Here is a 24,077-nt window from a genome sequence, read left to right as displayed (position 1 = left end):
CAACTCACGCTATCAGGTTTATATGTTTCCGCCAATAGCCTAGATGCTGGAAAACCAATGGCTTAGCTGCATGGCAAACTCTCCGGTATTGTCGACATGCAGGTACAACCATTAGTGGATCCGGTGAGCGTTGCAAGCCAATGTGATGTGGTGTTTTTAGCTACGGCTCATGAGGTGAGCCATGATCTCGCGCCTATTTTTCTTGCGCAAAATTGTCAAGTTTTCGACCTTTCTGGTGCTTTTCGCGTCAAAGGTGATGATTTTTACCAAAATTACTATGGTTTTAAACATCAACACCCTAAATGGTTAGAAAACGCGGTTTATGGACTGGCGGAATGGAATTATGAGGCAATTAAGCAGAGCCAATTGATCGCCGTTGCAGGTTGCTATCCGACCGCATCGCAACTTGCGATAAAGCCTTTGGTTGAAGCGGGTTTGTTAGATACAACTCAATGGCCGGTGATTAATGCCACCAGCGGTGTCACCGGCGCGGGCAGAAAAGCGACATTAACCAACAGTTTTTGTGAAGTGAGCTTACAGCCATACGGCGTGTTTACTCATCGCCACCAACCTGAAATCGTCGCCCATTTAGGATGTGATGTGATTTTTACGCCTCACTTAGGGAATTTCAAACGCGGTATTTTGGCCACCGTGACGATGAAGCTTGCATCAGGTATTTCAGAGCAACAAGTCAGCCATGCTTTTGAGAAGGCGTACGCTAACAAACCAGCGGTTCGGCTCAAATCAACCTTGCCGAGCATCAAAGATGTTGAATTTACGCCATTTTGCGACCTCGGTTGGCGAGTGCAAGGTGAGCATATTATCGTCGTGTCCGCGATCGATAATTTATTAAAGGGGGCATCGAGCCAAGCGATGCAGTGTTTAAATATTCATTACGGTTTTTCTGAGCTAACGGCTTTGGTGTAACGCACCAAGCGTAAGGGTTAAATATGACAGATACAAAGCAAAATCCATTAGTGATTAAGTTAGGCGGCGCTGCGCTGTCTTGTTCTGAAACGCTAAGCAAACTGTTTGGCGCAATCGCACTGTATCAAGCCCAAGCTCAGCGACGAATTGTCATCGTGCACGGGGGCGGTTATCTCGTCGATGACCTGATGGCGAAATTACAACTAAAAACCGTGAAGAAAGAAGGTTTGCGTGTCACGCCTTATGACCAAATTCCGCTGATTGCAGGCGCGCTGGCTGGGACAGCCAACAAAATGCTGCAAGGGCAAGCGATTAAAGATGGCTTAAATGCGGTTGGTTTATCGCTCGCTGATGGCGGGTTATGCAAAGTCGAAGAGTTGGATCCAGAACTCGGCGCAGTGGGCAAGGCTTCTCCTGGTGATTCACAAATCGTGCAAGCGATTTTAGCCGCTGGTGGTTTGCCTATTATCAGCTCGATTGGCCTGACCGCTGATGGCCAAATGATGAATGTCAACGCCGATCAAGCAGCCGTTGCAGTGGCTGGCGCATTGGACGCAGAGCTCGTTCTGCTTTCCGATGTGAGCGGTGTGCTGGATGGCAAAGGCCATTTGTTGTCGAGCCTCAATGAGCAGCAGGCCAATGCGCTGATTAAAGGCAAAGTGATCACGGATGGCATGATTGTCAAAGTGAAAGCGGCGCTGGAAGCGGCAAATGATTTAGGTCGCCCGATTGAAGTGGCGACATGGCGTTACCCAGATAAGCTCAGCAAATTGTTTGCGGGCGAAAGTATCGGGACCCAATTTTTACCTCAATAAACGTATTTAATCAGTTGTTGATAACAGCTGTAAGTAATTAATCACCCAGAGCACTGACCGCCAAGCGCAGCGCCGGGAAATGGAGAAAGTAAGATGAGCAAGGTTCAAGTCAATAAAGTCGTTGTCGCATACTCTGGCGGTCTAGATACCTCGGTAATCATTCCGTGGTTAAAAGAAAACTACGATTGTGAAGTGGTTGCCTTTGTTGCCGATGTCGGCCAAGGTGAAGAAGAATTGGTCGGCATTGAAGAGAAAGCGAAAGCGTCTGGCGCGTCAGAGTGTTATGTGGTCGATCTTAAAGAAGAGATGGTCGCTGAATACATCTACCCAACACTAAAAACAGGCGCTTATTACGAAGGTAAATACCTACTTGGGACGTCAATGGCTCGCCCAATCATTGCCAAAGCGCAAGTTGAAGTAGCGCGTAAAGTGGGTGCCGATGCGCTGTGTCACGGCTGTACGGGGAAAGGTAATGACCAAGTGCGTTTTGAAGGTGCGTTTGCAGCCCTAGCGCCTGATTTACATGTGATTGCCCCTTGGCGTGAGTGGGACATCGTGAGTCGTGAAGAGTGTCTTGATTTCCTTGCTGAGCGTAACATTCCTTGCGCCGCTTCATTGACGAAAATTTACTCGCGTGATGCGAACGCGTGGCACATTTCGACCGAAGGTGGCGTGCTTGAGAGTACTTGGAACGCCCCTAATGAGGATTGCTGGGTATGGACTGTGGATCCAGAGCAAGCGCCAAATGAGCCAGAGTTTGTCACACTGCAGGTCGCGAAAGGCGAAGTCGTTGGCGTCGATGGTGAACTGATGACGCCTTACAACGCACTCGTTTACCTTAATGAGAAAGGCTCTAAACACGGAGTTGGTCGTATCGATATCGTCGAAAACCGTTTGGTTGGTATGAAGTCTCGTGGTTGTTATGAAACCCCAGGAGGCACCATCATGATGGAAGCGTTGCGTGCTGTTGAGCAGTTAGTGCTCGATAAAGCCTCATTCGAATTTCGTGAAGAACTGGGTGTCAAAGCGTCGCATCTTGTATACGATGGCCGTTGGTTCACTCCGCTGCGTAAATCCATCATGGCCGCAGCCGATGAGCTGGCACAGGATGTTAATGGTGAAGTGGTTGTGAAGCTTTACAAAGGGCAAGCGACAGTGACGCAAAAACGTTCGGAAAACAGCTTGTACTCGGAAGAGTTTGCGACCTTTGGTGAAGATGTTGTGTATGACCAAAGCCACGCGGGCGGCTTCATTCGTCTCTATTCGTTGGCAAGCCGGATCAGAGCATTGAACGAAGCAAAGAAGAATAAAGCCTAGGTTAACCCCCAAGGTAGAGACACAAAAATAACAATAAAAGATCGCTCTAGTAGCGATCTTTATTATAAAAATGATTGAGCAATTTGATGTGGTCACGCTCAGTCGCGACCTAAGAGCAGGAGATACGCAATGGCATTATGGGGCGGTAGATTTACCCAAGCAGCAGACACGAGGTTCAAAGAGTTCAACGATTCACTTCGCTTTGATTACCGATTGGCTGAACAAGACATTGTGGGCTCTATAGCATGGTCAAAGGCGTTGGTGTCAGTGAATGTTTTGGGCGAAGAGGAGCAGCAAAAACTAGAACTTGCGCTCAACGAACTCAAACTGGAAGTGATGGAAGATCCTGAGCAGATCTTACGCTCTGATGCAGAAGATATTCACTCTTGGGTTGAGCAGCAGTTGATCAGCAAAGTGGGTGATTTAGGCAAAAAGCTGCACACTGGGCGCTCTCGTAATGACCAAGTCGCGACCGATTTAAAATTGTGGTGCCGCCAGCAAGGTCAGCAATTACTGTTGGGGTTAGATCGCCTGCAAACGAAACTAGTGTCGGTTGCTCAGCAGCACCAAGCGACGGTTTTGCCCGGTTATACCCACCTGCAACGTGCGCAACCAGTGACCTTTGCGCATTGGTGTTTGGCCTATGTTGAAATGTTTGAGCGTGATTACTCTCGTTTAAATGATGCGATTAAGCGCCTTGATACTTGTCCGCTTGGCTCCGGCGCGCTGGCAGGTACGGCCTATCCGATTGATCGTGAACAGCTTGCTCATCATTTAGGGTTTCGCCGTGCCACGCGTAACTCGCTCGATTCAGTATCCGACCGAGATCACGTGATGGAATTGATGTCGGTGGCGTCGATCTCGATGCTGCATTTATCGCGCTTGGCGGAAGATATGATCTTCTACAACTCGGGTGAGTCTGGTTTTATCGAACTGGCTGACACCGTGACTTCGGGTTCATCCTTGATGCCGCAAAAGAAAAACCCTGATGCATTAGAGCTGATCCGTGGCAAAACTGGCCGTGTTTATGGCTCGCTTGCGGGCATGATGATGACGGTCAAAGCCTTACCATTGGCTTATAACAAAGATATGCAAGAAGACAAAGAAGGGCTGTTTGACGCGCTGGATACTTGGAACGACTGCATGGAAATGGCTGCGCTTTGCTTTGATGGCATCAAAATTAAAACCGAACGGACTTTAGAAGCGGCCAAACAAGGCTATGCCAATGCTACCGAATTAGCTGATTATTTAGTCGCCAAAGGGATCCCTTTCCGTGAAGCGCACCATATTGTGGGCGTAGCGGTGGTTGGCGCGATTGCGAAAGGGTGTGCGCTTGAAGAACTGACCCTTGCCGAGCTTAAAGAGTTTTCGTCGGTCATTGAAGATGATGTTTATGCGATTCTCACCATTGAATCTTGCTTAGAAAAACGCAGCGCTTTAGGTGGCGTTTCGCCAAAACAAGTGGCCTATGCGGTTGATCAAGCCAAAGCGCGTTTAGACAAACGTGACGCCACGGCGGTGAAAGTTCGTCCTGCCCGTTTGACGGATATTGAAACGCTAGAAAGTATGGTCACTTATTGGGCGAATATGGGAGAAAACTTGCCCCGTTCACGCAATGAGTTGGTGCGCGATATTGGTTCATTTGCCGTGGCGGAACACCATGGTGAAGTGACGGGATGCGCCTCGTTATATGTCTATGACTCTGGGTTGGCTGAAATTCGTTCGCTTGGTGTAGAAGCAGGTTGGCAAGGTCAAGGACAAGGAAAAGCGATCGTCTCGTATTTGGTGAATAAAGCGCGGCAAATGGCGATTAAGAAAGTGTTTGTTCTGACTCGAACGCCAGAGTTTTTCATGAAGCATGATTTTATTCCAACCTCAAAAAGCTTACTGCCAGAGAAAGTGCTTAAAGATTGTGAACAATGCCCACGGCAGCACGCTTGTGATGAAGTGGCGCTTGAGATCAATTTGGTTGAGCAGATCATCAAGCGAGTCAACGTCGCTTAATACGTTGATTACCAAGGCGATCATTGCCGTTAATGAGGCCTTGGAAAAAGATCTCAAAAAGATCGAATGATCACGGAACAATTTAAGAAAAGCGTGGTCTATAACTGTACCACTGCTTTTTCTTAGAAGAATCTAAGAAGGCCCCAAACCTACTATTGGTTCTGGGGCTTTTTCTTTTGTGCTCTTTAGCTTTTTATTTGTCGCGCCCTTGCCGCTTACGCCAAGGGAGTACCACAAACTTCATCCACAGATGTAAAAACAGCAAACCGTTAAAGGCAAAACCCGCTATTAGCAAGCTGATCGATTCAATGGTTTTAGGGTTCTCCCTGCATAACCACCACCACACAAGCCAGCACCCAACAGACAAAACAGTGAGCTGATCCATACAACGTTGGCAGCGACCGATTTTTTTCCAAAACCACGAAGATTGGCAGTTATTGCAAGGCATAAGCGCGTTCATTGAAAGAGAAAATAACGGCAGTATAACGTGCGCGAAGGTGTGAGTCTAAGGCGCGGCTGAAACTAAAGCGTATAAAAAACGGCCGCACAAGGGCGACCGCATGAATGGATGTTGAAAATTAACAGCCCGGACCGCAGTCCATGCAATGCTTTATCATCTCAGGACCTAAATGCAGTTTAGCGTTTAGATCACGCAGCGCGGTGCGCACGCCTTCTTCAATTACGGGGTGATAAAAAGGCATATCCAACATCTGTGAAATCGTCATCTGATTTTGATGTGCCCACGCCAGCAAATGAGCCAAGTGCTCTGCATTCGGCCCCATCATTTCAGCGCCTAAAAATCGCCCTGTTCCTTGTTCGCCATACACATGCAATAACCCTTTATTGCGCAGCATGACGCGTGAACGGCCTTGATTTTCAAACGACACAGTACCGATAGCAAAACAGCCACAATTTCCCAAACGAGTGGTTAGCTGTTTGTAGGATTCACCGACCATCGCAATTTGCGGGTCTGAAAAAACCGCTGAGATAGAGGAACGACGAAGCCCGGCGCGAATATCTGGGTAGCGGCCAGCGTTATCCCCTGCAATACGACCTTGATCGGCCGCTTCATGAAGCAGTGGCAGTTGATTACTTGCATCACCAGCAATGAAAATACTGTCTACAGAGGTTTGCAGCGTATAGTAATCGGCCGCTGGTACGCCACGCGCATCAAGGGCTACATCGGTATTTTCAATTGCCAATTTATCTACGTTCGGGCGACGACCGGTTGCCGCCAACACATAGTCAACGACAAATGTCTCGAGCTGCCCTTCACGGTTGATGAATTGGATTTCAACTTTGTCGTTTTGGCCTGTTGGAGAAGCAATGCGTTTCATGCTTTCCACTTTAACGTCGGCGTCTAAATAGAATTCTTCTTTAAACGTTTTATCGGCGTAAGCCATCACATCAGGGTCGGTTAATGGGCCAACTTGTCCACCAATGCCGAACAGCTTCACTTTTACCCCTAAGCGATGTAAGGCTTGACCTAGTTCTAAGCCAATAACTCCCGGGCCAAATACGGCAACAGATTCCGGTAAGTCGTCCCACTCAAATAGGTCATCATTAATGATTAAGCGATCGCCAAGTTCATGCCATACCGCGGGGTAGGCTGGGCGAGAACCGGTAGCAATCACGATCCGCTTGGCGTTGATTCGTGTATGGTTGTCGACCTGTAGGGTGTGGTTGTCGATAAATTGGGCGTAGCCTGAGATTTTGTCTTCAGCGGGGATCTCCTCAACGCCTTCAAGCACAAATCCGACAAAGCGGTCACGTTCACGTTTTACCCGCGCCATCACTTCACGTCCATTAATGACAATTTCACCTTGAGGATGAACACCAAAAGCAGGAGCTTTGTGGATGTGATGGACGCTTTCAGCGGCCGCAATCAGTAACTTAGATGGCATGCAGCCGACGCGAGCGCATGTGGTTCCGTATGGGCCACCTTCGATCATGACGACACTAGTCGTATGTGCTTTTGCTGCACGATAAGCGCCGAGTCCTGCGGTCCCACCACCAATAATGGCTACATCAACGTTTAACTGTTTCATCATCGCTTTCTCTAAATTTGGAATGTGGATAGTCGATGGCAACATTTAATAATGCTGTCATTGAGTCTAAATGAGGAGGATGCCCTAGGAAGATTTTCCTAGGGCAGGTGTGATTAGCCCAGGTAAGCTTCTAGCTCTTCGCTGCCGCCGATGTGTTTACCACCAACGAAAACTTGCGGAACGGTGGTACGGCCTGTGATAGCTCGTAAGCTCACTGTGGTTGCATCTTTACCCAATACCACTTCTTCATATTGAAGACCGTGGTCAATCAAGAGTTGTTTTGCTTTAGTGCAGAATGGGCAACCTGGTTTAGTAAATACGGTAACCGATTCTTGTGTTTTATAGTTAGGTGCAATGTATTTCAGCATGGTGTCAGCATCTGATACTTTGAACGGGTCACCCGGTTCATCAGCTTCGATAAACATTTTTTCGATAATGCCATCTTTGACTAACATGCTGTAACGCCATGAACGTTTGCCAAAACCGATTTGGCTTTTATCAACTAACATACCCATGCCGTCAGTAAATTCGCCATTGCCATCAGGAATGAAAGTAATATTCTCTGCTTCTTGGTCTGCTTTCCAAGCATTCATCACAAAGGTATCGTTCACCGAAACACATAGGATGTCATCAACGCCATGCTCTTTAAACACCGGGTACAGTTCGTTGTAACGCGGCAAGTGGCTTGATGAACAGGTTGGGGTGAAGGCACCTGGCAAGCTAAATACGATAACGGTTTTACCTTTGAATAATTGATCTGTTGTGAGATTAACCCAAGCATCACCTTGACGAGTAGGGAAAGTGACTTGTGGTACCGCTTGGCCTTCTTTAGATACTAACATTCTATTTTCCTTGTGATTTTCTAAGTTAGGTTATGATTTTAAGAGCCGCTGCTCTCATTTGTTGAAGCCATTATGGAAGAAAACCTTTGATAGCTCCAATCGTTTGATGCTATGGTTTTGATAGGTGGATTCTATTGAGCTTGAAGATGAACATTCGTGATTTTGAGTACTTAGTATCATTAGCTGAACATAAACATTTTCGTAAAGCAGCAGAAGCTTGTTTTGTGAGCCAGCCAACACTCAGTGGCCAGATCCGCAAACTGGAGGATGAGCTGGGAACAGTATTATTAGAGCGCAGCAGTCGCCGAGTGTTGTTCACCGATTCGGGCCTACAATTGGTCGATCAGGCCAAGCGTATTTTAAGTGAAATCAAAACCTTCAGAGATATGGCCAGCGGCCAAGGCGGCTCGATGAGTGGTCCTATCCATATTGGATTCATTCCCACTTTAGGCCCCTACCTTTTGCCGCGTATTGTGCCTTTTTTAAAAGAGCAATTTCCTGAACTGGAGCTCTATTTACACGAAGCGCAAACCCAACAGCTTGTGCGCCAGTTAGAAGATGGAAAACTCGATTGTTTAGTGTTGGCCTCCGTTGCGGAAACGGCTCACTTTAAAGAGATTGATCTGTATGACGAAGCATTGAGTATTGCCGTGCCTAGTGGGCATGAATGGGCTGCAAAAAGTGAAGTAAGTATGTTGGATTTGAAAGGGCGAACGGTATTGGCTTTAGGTGACGGTCATTGTTTACGCGATCAAGCCTTAGGCTTCTGTTTTGCGGCAGGCGCAAAAGATGACGAACGTTTTAAAGCGACCAGCTTAGAGACGCTGCGTAATATGGTCGCAGCGGGTGGGGGAATTACCCTGTTACCTGAACTCTCTTTACCAGATGTCAAAGAGAAGGATGGCGTTTGTTACCTTAAAGCGGTCAACCCGCAGCCTTCACGCCGCTTAGTATTAGCTTATCGGCCGGGATCGCCATTGAGGCAGCGTTTTGAGCAGTTGGCTCATGCAATCAAAACAAAGCTAAATGAGAAATAAAAAAAGAGGCTAAATTTAGCCTCTTTTACTGAGCTTTAGAATAGCTCTTCACCTGTAGGTGAAGAGTAGATGTTGTCAGAGACACTCTCTGCGACATACTCGGTTGGCTCTGTGCCTTGAATGAAGTATTCAAACATCGAGCTTGAATCAAACTTATTGGTTAACAAGCCGGTATCGATATCGATTCTTACCCGCACAATATTGGCGGGAATGGGTTTGTCTTGCGCTGGCACATCGACCAGTACTTGACGCATAAAATCAATCCAAGCAGGTTGTGCCGTTTTTGCTCCCGCTTCCGCACCGGATACACCATCGTCATCTACATTGCTGTTTTCGGTTGTCCTACCTAAGTTGCGGTTATGATCATCAAATCCGACCCAAGCAATAGCGACCATGCCCGGTGCATAGCCGTTGTACCACGCATCTTTGGAGTCATTGGTCGTTCCTGTTTTACCACCAATATCACGACGCCCCAGCTTTTGTGCACGCCAGCCTGTACCATTCCAACCCGTTCCTTCACGCCAATTTCCGCCACCCCAAATATTGCTGTACATCATCTCTCGGACAAGAAATGCGTTTTGTTCGGAAATGACTTGTGGAGCATAGTGCGATGCAACATCTTGCTCATCGAACTCATTTGTGTCTGGGGTGCATTGCTGTTGGCAAACGACTTTTGGTGTGGCTTGATACTCAAGTTTGCCAAAGGGATCTTCAACTTTGCTGATGTAATAGGGTTCAACATAATAGCCACCATTGGCAAACACGGAATAGCCTTGCGCCATCTTAACCGGCGTTAAGCTTCCCGCACCTAAGGCAATGGTTTCTGAGCGTGGTACTTGGTCAATATCAAAACCAAAGCGAGTGAGATATTCACGTGTTTCATCCAGCCCAACAGCGCGTAGCACTCTCACCGCCATCACGTTTTTGGATTGAGCCAAGCCAACGCGAAGACGAGTTGGGCCAATATAAGTCGGTGGTGAGTTTTTAGGACGCCATGCTGTACCTTGGCTTTGGTCCCACTGGTTAATCGGCGCATCATTAATGAGCGTCGCTAAGGTCATGCCTTTATCGATGGCGGCAGAGTAGATAAAGGGTTTAATACTTGAGCCGACCTGGCGCACCGATTGAGTCGCACGGTTAAATTTATTGTGCACAAAGTTAAAGCCGCCAACCAGCGCCAGTACCGCACCATTTTCTGGGTTCATGGCAACAAAGGCAGTGTTGGCATTGGGTACTTGGCTTAAGTACCACTGTGGTGCTTCATCGGTGGTATGGTCATCACTGTATTCAGCACGATTACGTACCCAAATTTGTTCACCAGCGGCGATGATTTCCGTCGCTGTACTCGGAACCGGTCCTTGTCGAGAATCAGTTAAGAAACGGCGAGCCCAGTTCATGCCTTGCCATTCAATGGTCTGCAATCCTTGGTTCTTAACCCAAACCGTAGCCGATTGGCTGCTTACGTGGGTAACGACGGCTGGTAATAAATCTCCATAAGTCGGTTCATTATTTAAGTGCTCGGCCAGTTGCTGTTCATTCAATGGCGTTTGGCCTTCTTTCCAAACTACTTTTTCAGCACCGCGATAGCCATGACGCTCATCATAGGCGAGTAGGTTATTGATTGCAGCTTTACTCGCGGCTTGCTGCTGTTTGGAATCTACTGTTGTGGTGACAATCATGCCAGAGGTATAAGCCGACTCTTCACCATAGCGCTCCACCATCCATGAACGGGCGATTTCTGCCACATAAGGTGCATTAAGTTCAATTTCAGCACCGTGGTATTTCGACATTAAGGGCTCAGAGCGGGCTTGCGCATATTGCGCTGGGGTTATGTATTTCTCATCAAGCATTCTCTGTAGCACCACGTTACGGCGGTTAGTCGCGCGATCTAGAGAATAGATAGGGTTCATGGTTGAAGGTGCTTTGGGAAGTCCTGCAATCAGGGCAATTTCACTCAGTGTTAAATCTTTGACTTCTTTTCCAAAATAAACTTGGGCTGCCGCTCCAATTCCATACGATCGGTAACCGAGATAAATTTTATTGAGATAAAGCTCTAGGATTTCTTTTTTCGTCAGCAATTGCTCGATATGAATAGCGATAAAAATCTCTTTGATTTTTCGCATGATCTTCTTCTCATTAGAGAGGTAGAAGTTACGAGCAAGCTGCTGAGTAATGGTACTTGCACCTTGTTTAGCGCTACCTGAGGCGATCACAGCGACCGCAGCACGAGTGATGCCAATTGGGTCAAAACCATAGTGCTCGTAGAAGCGGCTATCTTCGGTGGCGATAATCGCTTCGATAAGTTCAGGTGGGATCTCTTCAATACGCAACGGAACTCGGCGCTTTTCTCCAAATTGGGCGATGAGCTTGCCATCTTGACTATAGACCTGCATCGGTGTCTGCAATTGTACATCACGTAAAGTCGCTACATCGGGGAGGTCTGGCTTCACGTAAAAATAGAAGCCAAATATCGTAGTGACTCCAAGAATAATGCAAATCAATGAAAGTAATAACAATCGCTTTATGAACTTCACCGGATAATCCCTGTTTAGTTAAGGCTGCCCTTATGCAAACCCTTGTACTCTAGGCTAAAAATTTAGCTCTAAAAATAAATTGTGGCTTATTTAACCTCAAAATAAGCAAATCGAGCTAAGCCTAAGCAGCGTTACTGGAGCTAAGCCGTATGGGTAAATCAATGGTTACGGGTATAGATATTGGCCACCATAGTATTAAAGCGGTGGTGTTAAAGCTAGCGGGTGATTCATATGCACTCGTCGGTTATAAAGAATTATTTATTACTGAGGACATATTCTCCGATAACCACACGCTGGATTATCAGAAAATTGTAAAGAAACTCAAAGAACTAAGAAAGGGTTTACCACTATTTAGTCACAAAGTCGCCATATCGGTACCGGACAATGCGGTAATAAGTAAGGTATTACAGATAGATAGTGACCTGCAGGCGCGTGAAAAAGAGTTTGCTATTTATCAGGCATTTTCTCATCAGTCACCGTTCCCGATAGAAGAACTGAGTCTCGATTTCGTCAAAGTAATGGAAAAAAGCGTAAGTCGCAGTAGTACCGTAAGTTATCAAGTTTACGCCACTCGTAAAGACGTCGTGGAAAGCCGTGCGTTAGCGGCTCAAAAAGCGGGCTTTTTACCGATCGCGGTTGATGTGCAAATACACAGTTTGTTAAACATTTGGCAGTTGGCGAGCAGGGCACAACATCGCAGCGATTGGATGCTCATGGATGTGGGCCATACCCAAACGGCGCTCTGTATTGATTTTACTGATAAAGCCCCTTTTCATAAAGAAATCCCTCTCGGTTGTCAGTGGTTGTCCCAAGACAGCGCGATGTCGGGCACCAATGCGGAATTAGCCGATAAAAACGAGCGCTTTGTGCATGAGTTGATCGAGCGACTTCAACGTCAGTTGCAGCTTTTCACCTCCGTCAATGGCGCGGGCAGTTTAGCGGGCATTTGGCTCTCAGGTGGTGGTGCAGATACTCCGATGTTGGCGCAAGAGATTTCGTGGCGTCTCAAGCTTGAGTGCGAAATTCTCGATCCCTTCCTTCTGTTTAACAATAAGTTAGCGAAACGCCTGCGAGATAAGCAGTCTGGGCAGAGTTTTAGCACCGCGGCTGGCCTTGCACTGCGTGGTATCGAGTGGTTGGAGTCTTCTCATGTTGCATAGTATTAACTTACTGCCTTGGCGAGAGGAACAAAGAGCGGCGCATAAGCGTCGTTTTATGGGCTTGGTCGTCTTAGGTGTGATGAGCGCTGTTGGTATTCAATGGGGTATCGGTTTGTATTTCTCTGGGCAAGCGCAGCAGCAAGAGTCTCGTTTGGCTTATTTGAATCAATACATTCAGCAGCTTGATAAACAGATCAATGCATTAAAAATGACGGAACAAGAACACAAGGCACTATTAACTCGCTTATCGGTTGTTGAGTCATTGCAAAGTCAACGCAATAAAACCACCGAGTTGATGAACTTGATGCCACAGCTTATGCCTGAAGGAGTCTACGTCGATAAGATCAAAATGAATGGTGAAGAAATTGAAATTACGGGCATCAGTGACAGCACTGCGCGTCTTGCGACCATGCTCGATAATTTTGAAAAATCAGCCTTACTTTCCGATGTCAACATGCACTCTATCGTGCATGGTAATAAGCGATTTGGTAAGGAGTTTCAGACGTTTAAAGTGTCATTTATGTTTCATTCGCCGACACCACAGGGCGCTGCACTAACCAAGATTCGGCCTACAGGAGCTGTCCATGACTAGTTTTCAAGATCTTGATATGGATGAAATGGCTGAATGGCCGTTGCTGCCTCAACTGCTGGTTATTTTGGTGTTGATGCTGATTATTCAAGGCGTTGGCGCGTGGTTCTATCTTATGCCTCAAAATGAGCAATTGCAGAACTTAAAACAGCAAGAAGAGGTGCTGAAATCGACCTTACGGATTAAGGCCAGCAAAGCCGCCACCTTACCCCAGTTGCAAGCTCAACTGGATGAATTAACTGAACGTTATGATTTTTTATTACGCCAATTACCCGTGCAAAAAGAGCTCGCAAGCATGCTCGCATCGGTCAATGAACTAGGGCTAGATAATGCGTTAACCTTTACACGTATTGATTGGGGAGAAAAACAGAATAAAGAGTTTCTGTATCGTTTGCCGCTCAATATCGAATTAACTGGGAATTACCACGACATTGGTGATTTCTCAGAGGCGATCGCGAAATTGCCCCGCATTATTAATTTCGATGATGTTGATTGGCAACGGGTTAGCCAGGAAAGCAGTACATTACATTTTAGGGTGCGCGCTTATACCTATCAATTCAAGCAAGAGGTGGACGATGAAAAACAATAATCTGCTGCTGATGGTGCTGTTTAGTACCAGCGTATTGGTTGGTTGTAAGGCGAATCAAGATTCATTGAAGGTTTATGTGGAGCAGGTTGAGGGGCAAGCACGCAAAGAAGTCTCCAAATTAAAACCCATTATTCAATTTGAAGTTGCTCATTATGCACAACATGAATCCCGCGAACCTTTTGTGCTGCCTAAAGAAGCGATTGTACAAAATCAGCCTGTAGTGAAGGCAGATTGCTGGCAACCTCCGGCTCGCAGTAAAAATGGCCAGCTAGAGCGCTATCCGCTTAATCAACTTCGATTAAAAGGCGTGATGAGTAGCGGGGGCGCGGTATCGGCATTAGTGCAAACGCCCCAAGGCAAGGTCGTCAACGTGAAAGCGGGACAATATTTAGGTTTGAATCACGGCAAAGTTACTCGAGTTGATTCCAATTACCTGCTGATCAATGAAACCTTGCCAGACGGCTTAGGTTGTTGGAATCAACGTAACGTCAAATTGGCTCTGAAATAGAATTTGAATTTAGAGAAATCACTATGATTAAAGGACTACAGACACAAATGACTATGGTATTTCGGAGCCTCTTATTTGGCTTATTATTGAGTATGGCAGGGCTAAGTGTGGCGGCAGAAACGGCGCAGACCAACGAGCTTAAAGGCATTGATTTTCGAGTCAATAAAAACAAAGACGCTGTATTGATTGTTGAACTCGCATCACCTTCGACGGTAGTTAATGTGCAGAAAGTGGCTGACGGTTTACAAATTGAACTGCTTAAGACGGATGTCTCCAATGAGAAACTGTATGTCTTAGACGTCAAAGATTTTGCAACCGTTGTTGAGAGTATCGAGGTATTGCGCAAAGAGCCAAGTACACAGTTACTGGCGACCATTCATGGCGAGTTTAAGTATGATTACAGCTTGAAAGGGAAATACCTTGAGGTGGTAATTGGCAAACTGAAAGAACAAGAAAAACCTAAGTCGAAGAGCATTCTTGAGAAAGAGGGCAAGCTTATCTCGATTAACTTTCAAGATATTCCTGTGCGAAATGTTTTGCAGCTTATCGCAGATTATAACGCGTTTAACCTAGTCGTCTCAGATTCGGTCACTGGTAATCTGACGCTACGGCTTGATGGCGTGCCTTGGCAGCAAGTGCTCGATATCATTTTGCAAGTCAAGGGATTAGATAAGCGTGTTGACGGCAATGTGATTTTAGTTGCACCTAAAGAAGAGTTGGATTTACGTGAAAAGCAGCAGCTTGAAAAGGCACGTTTGGCTGAAGAGTTGGGCGATCTACGTTCTGAAATCATCAAAATTAATTTTGCTAAGGCGTCTGATATTGCGCAGATGATTGGCGGTGAAGGGGCGGTCAGCATGTTGTCTGAGCGAGGTTCCATCAGTATCGACGAGCGAACCAACTCACTGCTGATCCGTGAATTGGCTGAGAATATTGTGGTGATACGCCAAATTGTTGAATCGCTCGATATCCCGGTCAAACAGGTACAGATTGAAGCGCGCATTGTTACGGTCAACGAAGGTAATTTGGATGAACTTGGCGTACGCTGGGGCTTTACTTCGACCAATGGCAACAACACCGCAGGCGGAAGTATTGAAAGTAATTTATTCCAAGTGGGCAAGTTGGGGGAAAGCACATTGCCCGTTGATGACTTCCTTAACGTAAACTTAGCGGCGACCTCTGCTAACGCCTCAAGTATTGCCTTCCAAGTGGCTAAGTTGGGGTCGGATATGTTGTTGGATTTAGAGCTTTCAGCGCTGCAACGTGAGTCGAAAGCGGAGATTATTTCCAGCCCTCGTTTGATCACGACCAACAAGAAGCCAGCTTATATCGAGCAGGGTACGGAGATCCCTTATCTGGAGTCTTCTTCCAGCGGGGCAACGACGGTCGCCTTCAAAAAAGCGGTGCTGAGTTTAAAAGTGACGCCGCAGATAACGCCGGATAATCGTTTAGTGTTAGATCTCAGTGTCACTCAAGACCGGCCTGGGGATATTGTAAAAACAGGGACGGGAGAAGCGGTTGCAATTAATACTCAGCGTATTGGCACTCAAGTATTGGTCAATAATGGAGAAACCGTGGTCCTTGGTGGAATATTCCAACATAGCGTCAACAATACGGTGGATAAGGTGCCATTGCTTGGTGATTTGCCATTACTTGGTGCATTGTTCCGCCGTTCCTATGAGCAAGTGGGCAAAAGTGAGCTGCTGATTTTCGTGACACCGAAAGTCGTCATTCAATAACTTACGGCTGATATTGCGATTGGTTAAAAAATAAAGTTGCATTAGTGGCACCATATCTAGATAATTTCGGGTCTTATCACGAATCATCTGTGAGGAATAGGTGCCACGAGCGTCTTAACGGTCAGTATTATACTGGCTAATCTTGTGGCGATGTCATTGAATTAACGTTGTAAATTACTGCTAAACATGGCTGAGAAACGCAATATTTTCCTTGTTGGCCCAATGGGCGCCGGCAAAAGTACAATTGGTAGACATCTTGCTCAACAACTGCATATGGAGTTTTTAGACTCAGATACAGTCATTGAAGAGCGTACAGGCGCAGATATCGCATGGGTATTTGACGTCGAAGGTGAAGAGGGCTTCCGTAAACGTGAGGAAGCTGTAATTAATGACCTAACCGAGAAACAAGGTATTGTACTCGCAACAGGCGGTGGTTCTGTTAAGAGTAAAGAAAACCGTAATCGTTTATCTGCTCGTGGTATTGTGGTCTACCTTGAAACGACGATTGAAAAACAACTTGCACGCACGAACCGTGACAAAAAACGGCCATTGCTTCAAACAGACAATCCACGTGAAGTCTTAGAATGCTTGGCTGATGAACGTAACGATCTTTACGCTGAGATCGCTGATTTTACGGTTCGTACTGACGATCAAGGTGCAAAAGTGGTAGCCAACGAGATCGTAAAAATGCTAGAAGAACATTCCTAAGTTCTTTATTTTGGAGTGCAAACCATGGAACGGATTACGGTCAGTTTAGATGAGCGTAGCTACCCAATCTCAATTGGCGCCGGATTATTTAATGATCCGGCCCTCCTTTCTTTCTTATCGGCCAAACAAAAAGTCGTCGTCATCAGTAATGTGACGGTCGCGCCTTTGTACGCGGATAAAATCTTCGCCCTTCTTGCACCGCATGCTTGTAACGTCTCCTTGCTTGAACTGCTAGATGGCGAGCAGTACAAAACTTTAGATACATTTAACACGGTGATGAGTTACCTGCTGGAAGGTAATTACAGCCGTGATGTGGTGATCATCGCTTTAGGTGGTGGTGTGATTGGTGATTTAGTCGGATTCGCCGCAGCCTGTTATCAGCGCGGAGTCGATTTTATCCAAATACCGACCACGCTGCTTTCGCAAGTGGACTCCTCCGTTGGCGGTAAAACCGCAGTCAATCATGCTTTAGGTAAAAACATGATTGGTGCATTTTATCAGCCGAAAGCCGTCATTATTGATACTGAATGTTTGGCGACTTTACCTGCGCGAGAATTTGCCGCTGGTATGGCGGAAGTGATCAAATATGGCATCATTTACGATCATGATTTCTTTGTCTGGTTGGAAGAGAATCTCGATAAACTCTACGCCTTAGATGAGCAAGCGCTAAGTTATGCCATCGCTCGCTGCTGTCAAATTAAAGCCGATGTGGTCGCTCAAGATGAAAAAGAGTCGGGAATTCGCGCGTTGTTGAACCTAGGTCATACATTTGGTCATGCGATTGAAGCGCAGCTCGGGTATGGTAATTGGCTACACGGTGAAGCGGTTTCTGCCGGAACTGTGATGGCCGCTAAAACGGCGCAGTTACAAGGTTTAATTAACGATCAGCAAGTTGAGCGGATTGTTTCTATACTCAAAAGAGCAAATTTACCGATTCATACGCCCGAAAGCATGTCGTTTTCTGACTTTATGCAACACATGATGCGTGATAAAAAAGTGCTTTCAGGCGAACTACGTTTGGTGCTACCAACCAGTATTGGTACATCACAAGTAGTGAAAGGTGTACCCGAAGCGGTCATTGAACAAGCGATTGACTTCTGCCGCACCCTGTAAATCTTCATTGATACTAATTTGACAGTTGTCTGTCAGTAGGACGGCCTAATGAGTTTGGCGAATGAATTACGTATATTGGAATTAGATTCGCAAGTCGAGCTACTTGAGCGTTTGCAATTATTGACCAATTTTGGCTCAAATGTCATTACCGTTGGTGGTGGATTAGGTTTTGGTAAATCTTGGTTAGCACAGCGTTATTTAGAAGCGTGGGCCGAAGATAAAAACCAATCTCTGTTGCTGTGTCATCCCAATCAAGATGACCAGCAGCGTCGAGCGACCATTCTTACCCAAATCGTTTCAGGCCCGTTATTTAATCCTCACGATACACTTTCTGACAGCTTAGCTCGCCTGCTTGATGGTGGCGGTTGTGATGTGGTGATTGTTGTCGATGACGCTCATCTACTCTCCGAAACCTTAGTGTCTGAGCTATGGATGCTGGTGTTAGAAGCACAAGCCAATCCATTGTGGACCATCAATGTCGTATTATTTGCACAAGCCAATAGTCTTGATGCTTTGCTGACTCGTTTAAGCTACGGACAAGAGCATAAACCCGTAGAGCTTGAGATTGAAGCCCTAAGCAATGAAGAAGCGGATCGCTTTTTTGAAAATCTGGTCATGCGTTATGTACCCGATGAGATGGAGCGCCGCGTACGCAACGCTTACAAAAAGGTGAAACGCGTGCCTGGGGAAATCATGGCATTAGGAGAGCAGAAAATGGAAAAAAGGATCATCATCCGTTCGATTATCGGTTCTCCTGTGCAGATCGCTGCCTTGGTTTTACTGCTTCTGCTCATCATCGGTGGTGGTTACTGGTGGCTATTTACCCAGCCCTCACCCGATGAGCAAGCGTCGCAAATTACAGGCACACTCGAGCAGACGGTGATTCCGACGCTCGGGGATGCTGCTGCACCAACAGTCAATACGCTTAACGATGATTCAGCAACTGACGCCACCAATAATGGGAAGGAGCTTGCGAAAAGTGACCCGAGTTATTTAGATGCTGAAGATGATTCCAGTTCGTTACCACCCGATGTGATGGAGAATTCAGAGAGCGTGGGCATAATTGACAGCGATCAGCAACGAGTGGTGATTGAGTCTGATGTTGTGGATGCTCTTTTGGAAGGCAATTCGACCAAAGCCGATACGTCAGTGATTAATAATGCACTTGCTGATGCACAAAACCGCACGGCGCAAACTGTGCCAGTAAGTGAGACTGCCACTGCTGCTGCGCCAACGAAAATCACCTTCTCCTTTGCGAGAGAAGAACTCAAAGCCTTCTCGCCACGCAGTTATACTTTGCAATTAGCGGCAGTCAGTTCGCTTGCTGAAGCACAAAACTTTATTAACACCTACGCGCTGCAAGAAAAGGTGCGTATTTATCCGACAGCACGCAATGATGTGGAGTGGTACATCATCACCTATGGTAATTATCCAACCATCCAGTTTGCGCGTGATGCCGTTGAAACCTTACCGAAAGCGTTGCAATTGCAAGGCCCTTGGGCCAAATCACTCAGCCAAGTACAGCGAGAGATTGATCGTGCGAAATAACGCTGAGCTTGACGCAAAAATATGTTACATTCCGCAGCCTTATTTCGTGGTTGAAAGATAGAGCAGTAAATGAAGAAGCAGCGTGCCTTTCTTAAATGGGCTGGTGGTAAGTATGGCCTAGTCGAAGAGATTCAACGTCACCTGCCGCCAGCGCGTAAACTGGTTGAACCCTTTGTTGGTGCTGGCTCTGTGTTCCTCAATACTGATTTTGAACAGTATTTGTTGGCCGATATCAATCCTGATCTCATCAACTTGTACAACCTGATCAAAGATCAACCTGAACTGTACATCACCGAATCTAAGCGTTGGTTCACGGCCGATAACAACCGTAAAGAAGCGTATCTCGATATTCGCAAAGAGTTCAATAAAACCGATGATGTACTGTATCGTTCGTTGGCGTTTTTATACATGAACCGTTTTGGTTTTAATGGTTTATGTCGCTACAACAAAAAAGGCGGTTTCAATGTGCCTTTTGGTTCCTACAAAAAGCCTTATTTCCCGCAAGCAGAATTGGAGTTTTTTGCCGAGAAAGCCAAGAAAGCGACCTTTATTTGCGAAGGATACGAAGAGACGTTTCGTCGTGCTCGCAAGGGCTGTGTTGTTTATTGCGATCCGCCATACGCGCCACTCTCTACTACCGCCAATTTTACTTCTTATTCTGGTAATGGCTTTTCATTGGATGATCAAGCCTCATTGGCCGATGTCGCCGAAAAAGCCGCCAATGATCGTGGCATACCGGTACTGATTTCCAATCATGACACTAAGTTAACGCGCCGTTTATATCATGGTGCAGAACTTAACGTGGTCAAGGTTAAGCGCACCATTAGCCGTAATGGAGCAGGGCGCAACAAAGTAGATGAGTTGTTGGCGCTGTTCAATACAGCGGAATGCGAAGGTTAACATTTCGCAGTTAAATCGGGTGTCGCGCTAGGATATCTTGGCCAGCTTAGGTAGAATTGCGGGCGAATTTTGCTCATCACGCATTTGCGCCCACTAGCCTAAGAGGTCAGGTATGAAAGATTTCCTAATTGCCCCATCTATACTCTCAGCAGATTTTGCTCGTCTTGGCGAAGATGTTGAGAAAGTGCTTGCCGCTGGGGCAGACGTTGTCCATTTTGATGTAATGGATAACCACTACGTTCCCAACTTGACCTTTGGTGCTCCGATTTGTAAGGCGCTGCGCGACTATGGTGTTACGGCACCGATTGATGTTCACCTGATGGTGAAACCAGTTGATCGCATCATTCCTGATTTTGCCAAAGCAGGGGCTTCGATGATCACTTTTCATGTGGAAGCTTCTGATCATGTTGATCGCACATTGCAATTGATCAAAGAGCACGGATGCCAAGCGGGTGTAGTGCTCAACCCAGCTACGCCACTTGCGCATCTCGAATTTATTATGGATAAAGTGGACCTCATTTTGCTGATGTCGGTTAACCCTGGTTTTGGTGGCCAATCTTTTATTCCGCATACGTTGGATAAACTGCGCGCGGTGCGTCAATTGATTGAGCAATCGGGTCGTCATATCCGCCTTGAGATTGATGGTGGGGTCAAAGTCGATAACATTCGTGAAATTGCACAAGCGGGCGCAGATATGTTTGTCGCAGGCTCGGCTATTTTTGGTCAACCTAATTACCAAACTGTGATTGATGAGATGCGCGCAGAATTAGCCAAAGTGGCGCGCTAAGTCATAATACTGACTACACCTCAATAATCACTACGCAACATACTTATAACGCAACAAGGGGCTTTGTGCCCCTTGTCTATTATTCGGAAGTTAAGATGTCTTTAAGCTCAATTAAATTAATCGCCTTTGATCTCGATGGTACCTTGCTCGACAGCGTGCCAGATTTAGCCGTAGCCGCCGACCAAGCGGTACAATCGTTAGGCTATTCATCAGTATCAGAAATGCAAGTGCGTGATTACGTCGGCAATGGTGCAGATGTGCTGATCGCTCGCTCACTTAGCCAAAGTTTAACCATCAACCCTGATCTTAGCGATGAGATCAAAGCCACCGCTCGTGAGCGTTTTGATGAATTTTATGCCCAAACGGGCCATAAACTGAGCCATTTATATCCCCAAGTGAAAGAAACCTTAGCGCAGCTACACAGTGCTGGATTCACATTAGCTTTGGTGACCAATAAACCGTCTAAGTTTGTACCTGACGTATTGGTACAACATGGTATTGAGCACTTTTTTAGTGATGTGATTGGTGGTGATACCTTCCCGATCAAAAAACCTGATCCAATGGCGCTTAACTGGCTATTGGATAAACATCAACTAACGGCCAAGGAAATGTTGATGGTTGGGGATTCGAAAAACGATATTTTAGCGGCTAAAAATGCGGGTTGTTATTCGTTTGGTTTGACTTATGGCTACAATCACGGTGAGCCCATTTCAGCTTCCAACCCTGATTACGTGGCGGACTGTATCGACCAATTGCTTGATGTGTTGCGAGTTTCAGCATAAAAGTTCACACAATGCGCTAGTAAAATACTCGTCAATGAGTACACTGCATAAACCGCGTTATCGCTAAATCAAGTATCACTTAGCGAATAAGCGCGGTTTTTTTCACAGACATTTTCAGTCTTATCTCATTTTAAGTAGCAAGGAAATCATCCCTATGAGCAAACCCATTGTATTGAGTGGTGTTCAACCGTCAGGTGAACTAAGTATCGGTAACTATTTGGGTGCTCTACGTCAATGGCAACAGATGCAAGATGACTATGATTGTCAATACTGCGTGGTTGACCTGCATGCGATCACGGTTCGTCAAGATCCGAAAGCACTGCATGAAGCCACGTTAGATGCATTGTCAATCTGTCTTGCAGTTGGTGTTGACCCTAAAAAGAGCACGCTATTTGTTCAGTCACACGTACCAGAGCATGCTCAATTGGGTTGGCTTCTCAACTGCTACACGCAGATGGGTGAATTGAGCCGCATGACTCAGTTCAAAGACAAATCAGCACGTTATGCGAACGATGTGAATGCGGGCTTATTCGGTTATCCGGTGTTGATGGCGGCCGATATTCTACTTTATGGCGCGCACCAAGTACCCGTGGGCAGTGACCAAAAGCAGCACTTAGAACTTGCGCGAGATATCGCGACTCGTTTTAACAACATCTATAGTCCTGAAAAGCCGATCTTCACCATTCCAGAGCCTTACATTCCTCAAGTGAACGCGCGAGTAATGAGCCTGCAAGATGCGACGAAAAAGATGTCTAAGTCAGATGATAACCGTAAGAATGTCATCACTTTGCTGGAAGATCCAAAGTCGATTATCAAGAAGGTTAATAAGGCTCAGACAGATACTGAAACGCCACCGCGCATCGCTTTTGATACCGAAAACAAAGCGGGCATCTCCAACTTGATGAGTTTGTACTCTGCGGCGACAGGCAAAAGCTTTGCTGAGATTGAAGCGCAATATCAAGGTGTTGAGATGTACGGCCCTTTCAAGAAAGATGTTGGCGAAGCGCTGGTTGCCATGCTGGAGCCTGTTCAAGCTGAATACGCGCGCATTCGAGAAGATCGCGCATATCTTGATTCAGTAATGAAAGCGGGTGCAGAAAAAGCCTCGGCCCGCGCTGCGATCACTTTGAAAAAAGCATTTAAAGCGGTAGGGTTTGTCGAGCGTCCTTAGTTTTTCCTGCGACAATCTAACTCCTTTCGCATTAAATAAAGCTAGGTTTTCCTAGCTTTATTTTTTACTTCTGCTTAATAAAATTTGATCTTTCTCTTTGTATTGTAGGCTTAGGTCTACACTTTAAATCATAACCATGATGATGAGTTTTGAACATGAGACGACTGCTGTTATTAGGATTGATGTTCATCTGTAGTGCCGCCGCCGCAGAGCCAGTTCGTATTTGTGTTGGTGATGTGAATGTTTGGCCCCCGTTCACCTATTGGCAGGGGAGCTCGTATCAAGAAAAAGCCGATTCCTTGACTGGCTCAGCCACAACGCTGGTGTTGGACGCATTAAAATCTCACAACATCGATTACCAGTTTTATTTTATGCCTTGGGCGCGAGTCCAACATGAACTGACGCAAGAGCGCGGTCGCTGCGATTTGACATGGGATGCAAGTTATCGCGCAGAAAGGGCTGAGTACAGCTATTTTTCGGTCCCGCTTTATACGATTCAACTCGGTTATTTTACGCTGCCAGACAACCATGAAGATTTAAAAGATCCATCCGTTGATGGCGTATTATGCGGAGTTAATGGCTTTAATTATGAGAATTTTGCGCTGTCTAGAGAACCCTCTCTCTATTTAAATTCCGTACAGCAAGCGCTGAATATGCTGCAAAAAGAGCGGTGTGATTGGTTTGTGAGTGAAATTGAACCCATTTATGGTGGAATTCAGTTGGGTCTATATAAAATTGATCGGCCAATCGTTCATCATTTTCTCGCTAGAAACAAGCCGTACCACGTGCAAGTTCGCCGTAGCTTAGAAAATTCGATGCCGCTGTTAAATCAGCTTAATGACTATTTTCTCGATGCGCAGCAAACTGGTCGCGCGCAGGCGGTCTTTGATCGCTACCTCTCTTTTAGCCAGCCACAATAATCAAACTAAGGTGTTTGTCGTGTACGGAGCACCTTGTTT

Annotated in this window: 21 protein-coding genes and 1 pseudogene; 18 read left to right on the top strand and 4 right to left on the bottom strand. The window is 46.3% G+C overall.

Annotated features, from left to right (window positions below; genetic code table 11):
- The 4 genes and pseudogenes from argC to argH all read left to right on the top strand — a co-directional run.
- Nucleotides 1-927, top strand: a pseudogene (argC, locus tag AACT21_RS10005) (N-acetyl-gamma-glutamyl-phosphate reductase); the annotation flags it as partial.
- Between the two features lie 23 nt (nt 928-950).
- Nucleotides 951-1,742 (top strand): acetylglutamate kinase, encoded by a 792-nt coding sequence (argB, locus tag AACT21_RS10000; RefSeq protein ID WP_010317663.1) that lies wholly within the window; start codon nt 951-953, stop codon nt 1,740-1,742.
- 93 nt (nt 1,743-1,835) lie between these two features.
- Nucleotides 1,836-3,059, top strand: coding sequence for an argininosuccinate synthase (locus AACT21_RS09995; protein ID WP_017043213.1), 1,224 nt, complete (start codon nt 1,836-1,838; stop codon nt 3,057-3,059).
- 129 nt (nt 3,060-3,188) lie between these two features.
- Entirely contained in the window at nt 3,189-5,063 is a 1,875-nt protein-coding gene (gene argH / locus AACT21_RS09990) for an argininosuccinate lyase (RefSeq protein WP_094163561.1), read from the top strand.
- Nucleotides 5,064-5,256: 193 nt separating this feature from the next.
- Here argH and AACT21_RS09985 read toward each other — a convergent pair whose 3' ends face one another.
- The 3 genes from AACT21_RS09985 to AACT21_RS09975 form a co-directional block, all read right to left on the bottom strand.
- Nucleotides 5,257-5,511, bottom strand: coding sequence for a DUF3624 domain-containing protein (locus AACT21_RS09985; RefSeq protein WP_013855880.1), 255 nt, complete (start codon nt 5,509-5,511; stop codon nt 5,257-5,259).
- Between the two features lie 130 nt (nt 5,512-5,641).
- Nucleotides 5,642-7,111 (bottom strand): dihydrolipoyl dehydrogenase, encoded by a 1,470-nt coding sequence (locus AACT21_RS09980; RefSeq protein ID WP_094163564.1) that lies wholly within the window; start codon nt 7,109-7,111, stop codon nt 5,642-5,644.
- A 113-nt stretch (nt 7,112-7,224) separates the two neighbouring features.
- On the bottom strand, nt 7,225-7,953 hold the full coding sequence (locus AACT21_RS09975; RefSeq protein WP_013855882.1) for a redoxin family protein: 729 nt from the start codon (nt 7,951-7,953) through the stop codon (nt 7,225-7,227).
- A gap of 146 nt (nt 7,954-8,099) precedes the next feature.
- Here AACT21_RS09975 and oxyR point away from each other — a divergent pair, with 146 nt between their 5' ends.
- Nucleotides 8,100-8,990 (top strand): DNA-binding transcriptional regulator OxyR, encoded by an 891-nt coding sequence (gene oxyR / locus AACT21_RS09970; protein WP_026027425.1) that lies wholly within the window; start codon nt 8,100-8,102, stop codon nt 8,988-8,990.
- 35 nt (nt 8,991-9,025) lie between these two features.
- On the opposite strand, the gene AACT21_RS09965 is transcribed toward oxyR, so the two are convergent.
- Nucleotides 9,026-11,524, bottom strand: a complete 2,499-nt coding sequence (locus tag AACT21_RS09965; protein WP_094163559.1) for a penicillin-binding protein 1A — start codon at nt 11,522-11,524, stop codon at nt 9,026-9,028.
- Between the two features lie 149 nt (nt 11,525-11,673).
- Between AACT21_RS09965 and pilM the strand changes: the two genes are divergently transcribed.
- The 13 genes from pilM (at nt 11,674) to AACT21_RS09900 (ending at nt 24,038) form a co-directional block, all read left to right on the top strand.
- Nucleotides 11,674-12,684 (top strand): type IV pilus assembly protein PilM, encoded by a 1,011-nt coding sequence (gene pilM / locus AACT21_RS09960; RefSeq protein ID WP_094163557.1) that lies wholly within the window; start codon nt 11,674-11,676, stop codon nt 12,682-12,684.
- On the top strand, nt 12,674-13,276 hold the full coding sequence (locus AACT21_RS09955) for a PilN domain-containing protein (RefSeq protein WP_047690569.1): 603 nt from the start codon (nt 12,674-12,676) through the stop codon (nt 13,274-13,276). Before pilM ends, AACT21_RS09955 begins: the two co-directional genes overlap by 11 nt.
- A complete protein-coding gene (locus tag AACT21_RS09950; protein WP_013855887.1) occupies nt 13,269-13,862 on the top strand; it encodes a type 4a pilus biogenesis protein PilO in 594 nt (197 codons plus the stop codon). The genes AACT21_RS09955 and AACT21_RS09950 overlap by 8 nt, the downstream gene beginning before the upstream one ends.
- Nucleotides 13,849-14,370, top strand: a complete 522-nt coding sequence (locus AACT21_RS09945) for a pilus assembly protein PilP (protein ID WP_017047272.1) — start codon at nt 13,849-13,851, stop codon at nt 14,368-14,370. Before AACT21_RS09950 ends, AACT21_RS09945 begins: the two co-directional genes overlap by 14 nt.
- Before the next feature lie 53 nt (nt 14,371-14,423).
- Nucleotides 14,424-16,109 carry a type IV pilus secretin PilQ gene (locus AACT21_RS09940; RefSeq protein ID WP_445285940.1) on the top strand — a complete coding sequence of 562 codons (1,686 nt, stop codon included), beginning with the start codon at nt 14,424-14,426 and terminating at the stop codon, nt 16,107-16,109.
- A 186-nt stretch (nt 16,110-16,295) separates the two neighbouring features.
- The gene (aroK, locus tag AACT21_RS09935; RefSeq protein ID WP_010317691.1) at nt 16,296-16,817 is read left to right on the top strand and encodes a shikimate kinase AroK; all 522 of its coding nucleotides are present in this window, start codon (nt 16,296-16,298) and stop codon (nt 16,815-16,817) included.
- Between the two features lie 24 nt (nt 16,818-16,841).
- Nucleotides 16,842-17,930 (top strand): 3-dehydroquinate synthase, encoded by a 1,089-nt coding sequence (gene aroB / locus AACT21_RS09930; RefSeq protein WP_094163553.1) that lies wholly within the window; start codon nt 16,842-16,844, stop codon nt 17,928-17,930.
- A gap of 48 nt (nt 17,931-17,978) precedes the next feature.
- On the top strand, nt 17,979-19,478 hold the full coding sequence (locus AACT21_RS09925; RefSeq protein WP_013855891.1) for an SPOR domain-containing protein: 1,500 nt from the start codon (nt 17,979-17,981) through the stop codon (nt 19,476-19,478).
- A 69-nt stretch (nt 19,479-19,547) separates the two neighbouring features.
- Nucleotides 19,548-20,378 (top strand): Dam family site-specific DNA-(adenine-N6)-methyltransferase, encoded by an 831-nt coding sequence (locus tag AACT21_RS09920; RefSeq protein WP_013855892.1) that lies wholly within the window; start codon nt 19,548-19,550, stop codon nt 20,376-20,378.
- Between the two features lie 112 nt (nt 20,379-20,490).
- The gene (gene rpe, locus AACT21_RS09915) at nt 20,491-21,165 is read left to right on the top strand and encodes a ribulose-phosphate 3-epimerase (RefSeq protein ID WP_013855893.1); all 675 of its coding nucleotides are present in this window, start codon (nt 20,491-20,493) and stop codon (nt 21,163-21,165) included.
- Nucleotides 21,166-21,260: 95 nt separating this feature from the next.
- Nucleotides 21,261-21,947, top strand: coding sequence for a phosphoglycolate phosphatase (locus tag AACT21_RS09910; protein WP_026027427.1), 687 nt, complete (start codon nt 21,261-21,263; stop codon nt 21,945-21,947).
- A gap of 154 nt (nt 21,948-22,101) precedes the next feature.
- The gene (gene trpS, locus AACT21_RS09905) at nt 22,102-23,118 is read left to right on the top strand and encodes a tryptophan--tRNA ligase (protein ID WP_013855895.1); all 1,017 of its coding nucleotides are present in this window, start codon (nt 22,102-22,104) and stop codon (nt 23,116-23,118) included.
- 155 nt (nt 23,119-23,273) lie between these two features.
- A complete protein-coding gene (locus AACT21_RS09900; protein WP_088718007.1) occupies nt 23,274-24,038 on the top strand; it encodes a substrate-binding periplasmic protein in 765 nt (254 codons plus the stop codon).
- Nucleotides 24,039-24,077 lie beyond the last annotated feature (39 nt).

This window comes from Vibrio sp. V08_P9A1T1, assembly GCF_963874405.1.
Taxonomy (GTDB): Bacteria; Pseudomonadota; Gammaproteobacteria; order Enterobacterales; family Vibrionaceae; genus Vibrio; species Vibrio anguillarum.
Note: the sequence above shows the minus strand (reverse complement) of the source record. Positions and strands in the feature narration are given on the sequence as shown.

What these genes read in the sequence shown, in the direction of transcription:
- pilM (WP_094163557.1), top strand. Translation starts at nt 11,674, where the DNA reads ATGGGTAAATCAATGGTTACGGGTATAGATATTGGCCACCATAGTATT.
- AACT21_RS09945 (WP_017047272.1), top strand. Translation starts at nt 13,849, where the DNA reads ATGAAAAACAATAATCTGCTGCTGATGGTGCTGTTTAGTACCAGCGTA.
- trpS (WP_013855895.1), top strand. Translation starts at nt 22,102, where the DNA reads ATGAGCAAACCCATTGTATTGAGTGGTGTTCAACCGTCAGGTGAACTA.
- AACT21_RS09940 (WP_445285940.1), top strand. Translation starts at nt 14,424, where the DNA reads ATGGTATTTCGGAGCCTCTTATTTGGCTTATTATTGAGTATGGCAGGG.
- AACT21_RS09910 (WP_026027427.1), top strand. Translation starts at nt 21,261, where the DNA reads ATGTCTTTAAGCTCAATTAAATTAATCGCCTTTGATCTCGATGGTACC.
- oxyR (WP_026027425.1), top strand. Translation starts at nt 8,100, where the DNA reads ATGAACATTCGTGATTTTGAGTACTTAGTATCATTAGCTGAACATAAA.
- AACT21_RS09980 (WP_094163564.1), bottom strand. Translation starts at nt 7,111, where the DNA reads ATGAAACAGTTAAACGTTGATGTAGCCATTATTGGTGGTGGGACCGCA.
- argH (WP_094163561.1), top strand. Translation starts at nt 3,189, where the DNA reads ATGGCATTATGGGGCGGTAGATTTACCCAAGCAGCAGACACGAGGTTC.
- AACT21_RS09925 (WP_013855891.1), top strand. Translation starts at nt 17,979, where the DNA reads ATGAGTTTGGCGAATGAATTACGTATATTGGAATTAGATTCGCAAGTC.
- aroB (WP_094163553.1), top strand. Translation starts at nt 16,842, where the DNA reads ATGGAACGGATTACGGTCAGTTTAGATGAGCGTAGCTACCCAATCTCA.
- AACT21_RS09985 (WP_013855880.1), bottom strand. Translation starts at nt 5,511, where the DNA reads ATGCCTTGCAATAACTGCCAATCTTCGTGGTTTTGGAAAAAAATCGGT.
- argB (WP_010317663.1), top strand. Translation starts at nt 951, where the DNA reads ATGACAGATACAAAGCAAAATCCATTAGTGATTAAGTTAGGCGGCGCT.
- AACT21_RS09995 (WP_017043213.1), top strand. Translation starts at nt 1,836, where the DNA reads ATGAGCAAGGTTCAAGTCAATAAAGTCGTTGTCGCATACTCTGGCGGT.
- AACT21_RS09950 (WP_013855887.1), top strand. Translation starts at nt 13,269, where the DNA reads ATGACTAGTTTTCAAGATCTTGATATGGATGAAATGGCTGAATGGCCG.
- AACT21_RS09955 (WP_047690569.1), top strand. Translation starts at nt 12,674, where the DNA reads ATGTTGCATAGTATTAACTTACTGCCTTGGCGAGAGGAACAAAGAGCG.
- AACT21_RS09975 (WP_013855882.1), bottom strand. Translation starts at nt 7,953, where the DNA reads ATGTTAGTATCTAAAGAAGGCCAAGCGGTACCACAAGTCACTTTCCCT.
- rpe (WP_013855893.1), top strand. Translation starts at nt 20,491, where the DNA reads ATGAAAGATTTCCTAATTGCCCCATCTATACTCTCAGCAGATTTTGCT.
- AACT21_RS09920 (WP_013855892.1), top strand. Translation starts at nt 19,548, where the DNA reads ATGAAGAAGCAGCGTGCCTTTCTTAAATGGGCTGGTGGTAAGTATGGC.
- aroK (WP_010317691.1), top strand. Translation starts at nt 16,296, where the DNA reads ATGGCTGAGAAACGCAATATTTTCCTTGTTGGCCCAATGGGCGCCGGC.
- AACT21_RS09900 (WP_088718007.1), top strand. Translation starts at nt 23,274, where the DNA reads ATGAGACGACTGCTGTTATTAGGATTGATGTTCATCTGTAGTGCCGCC.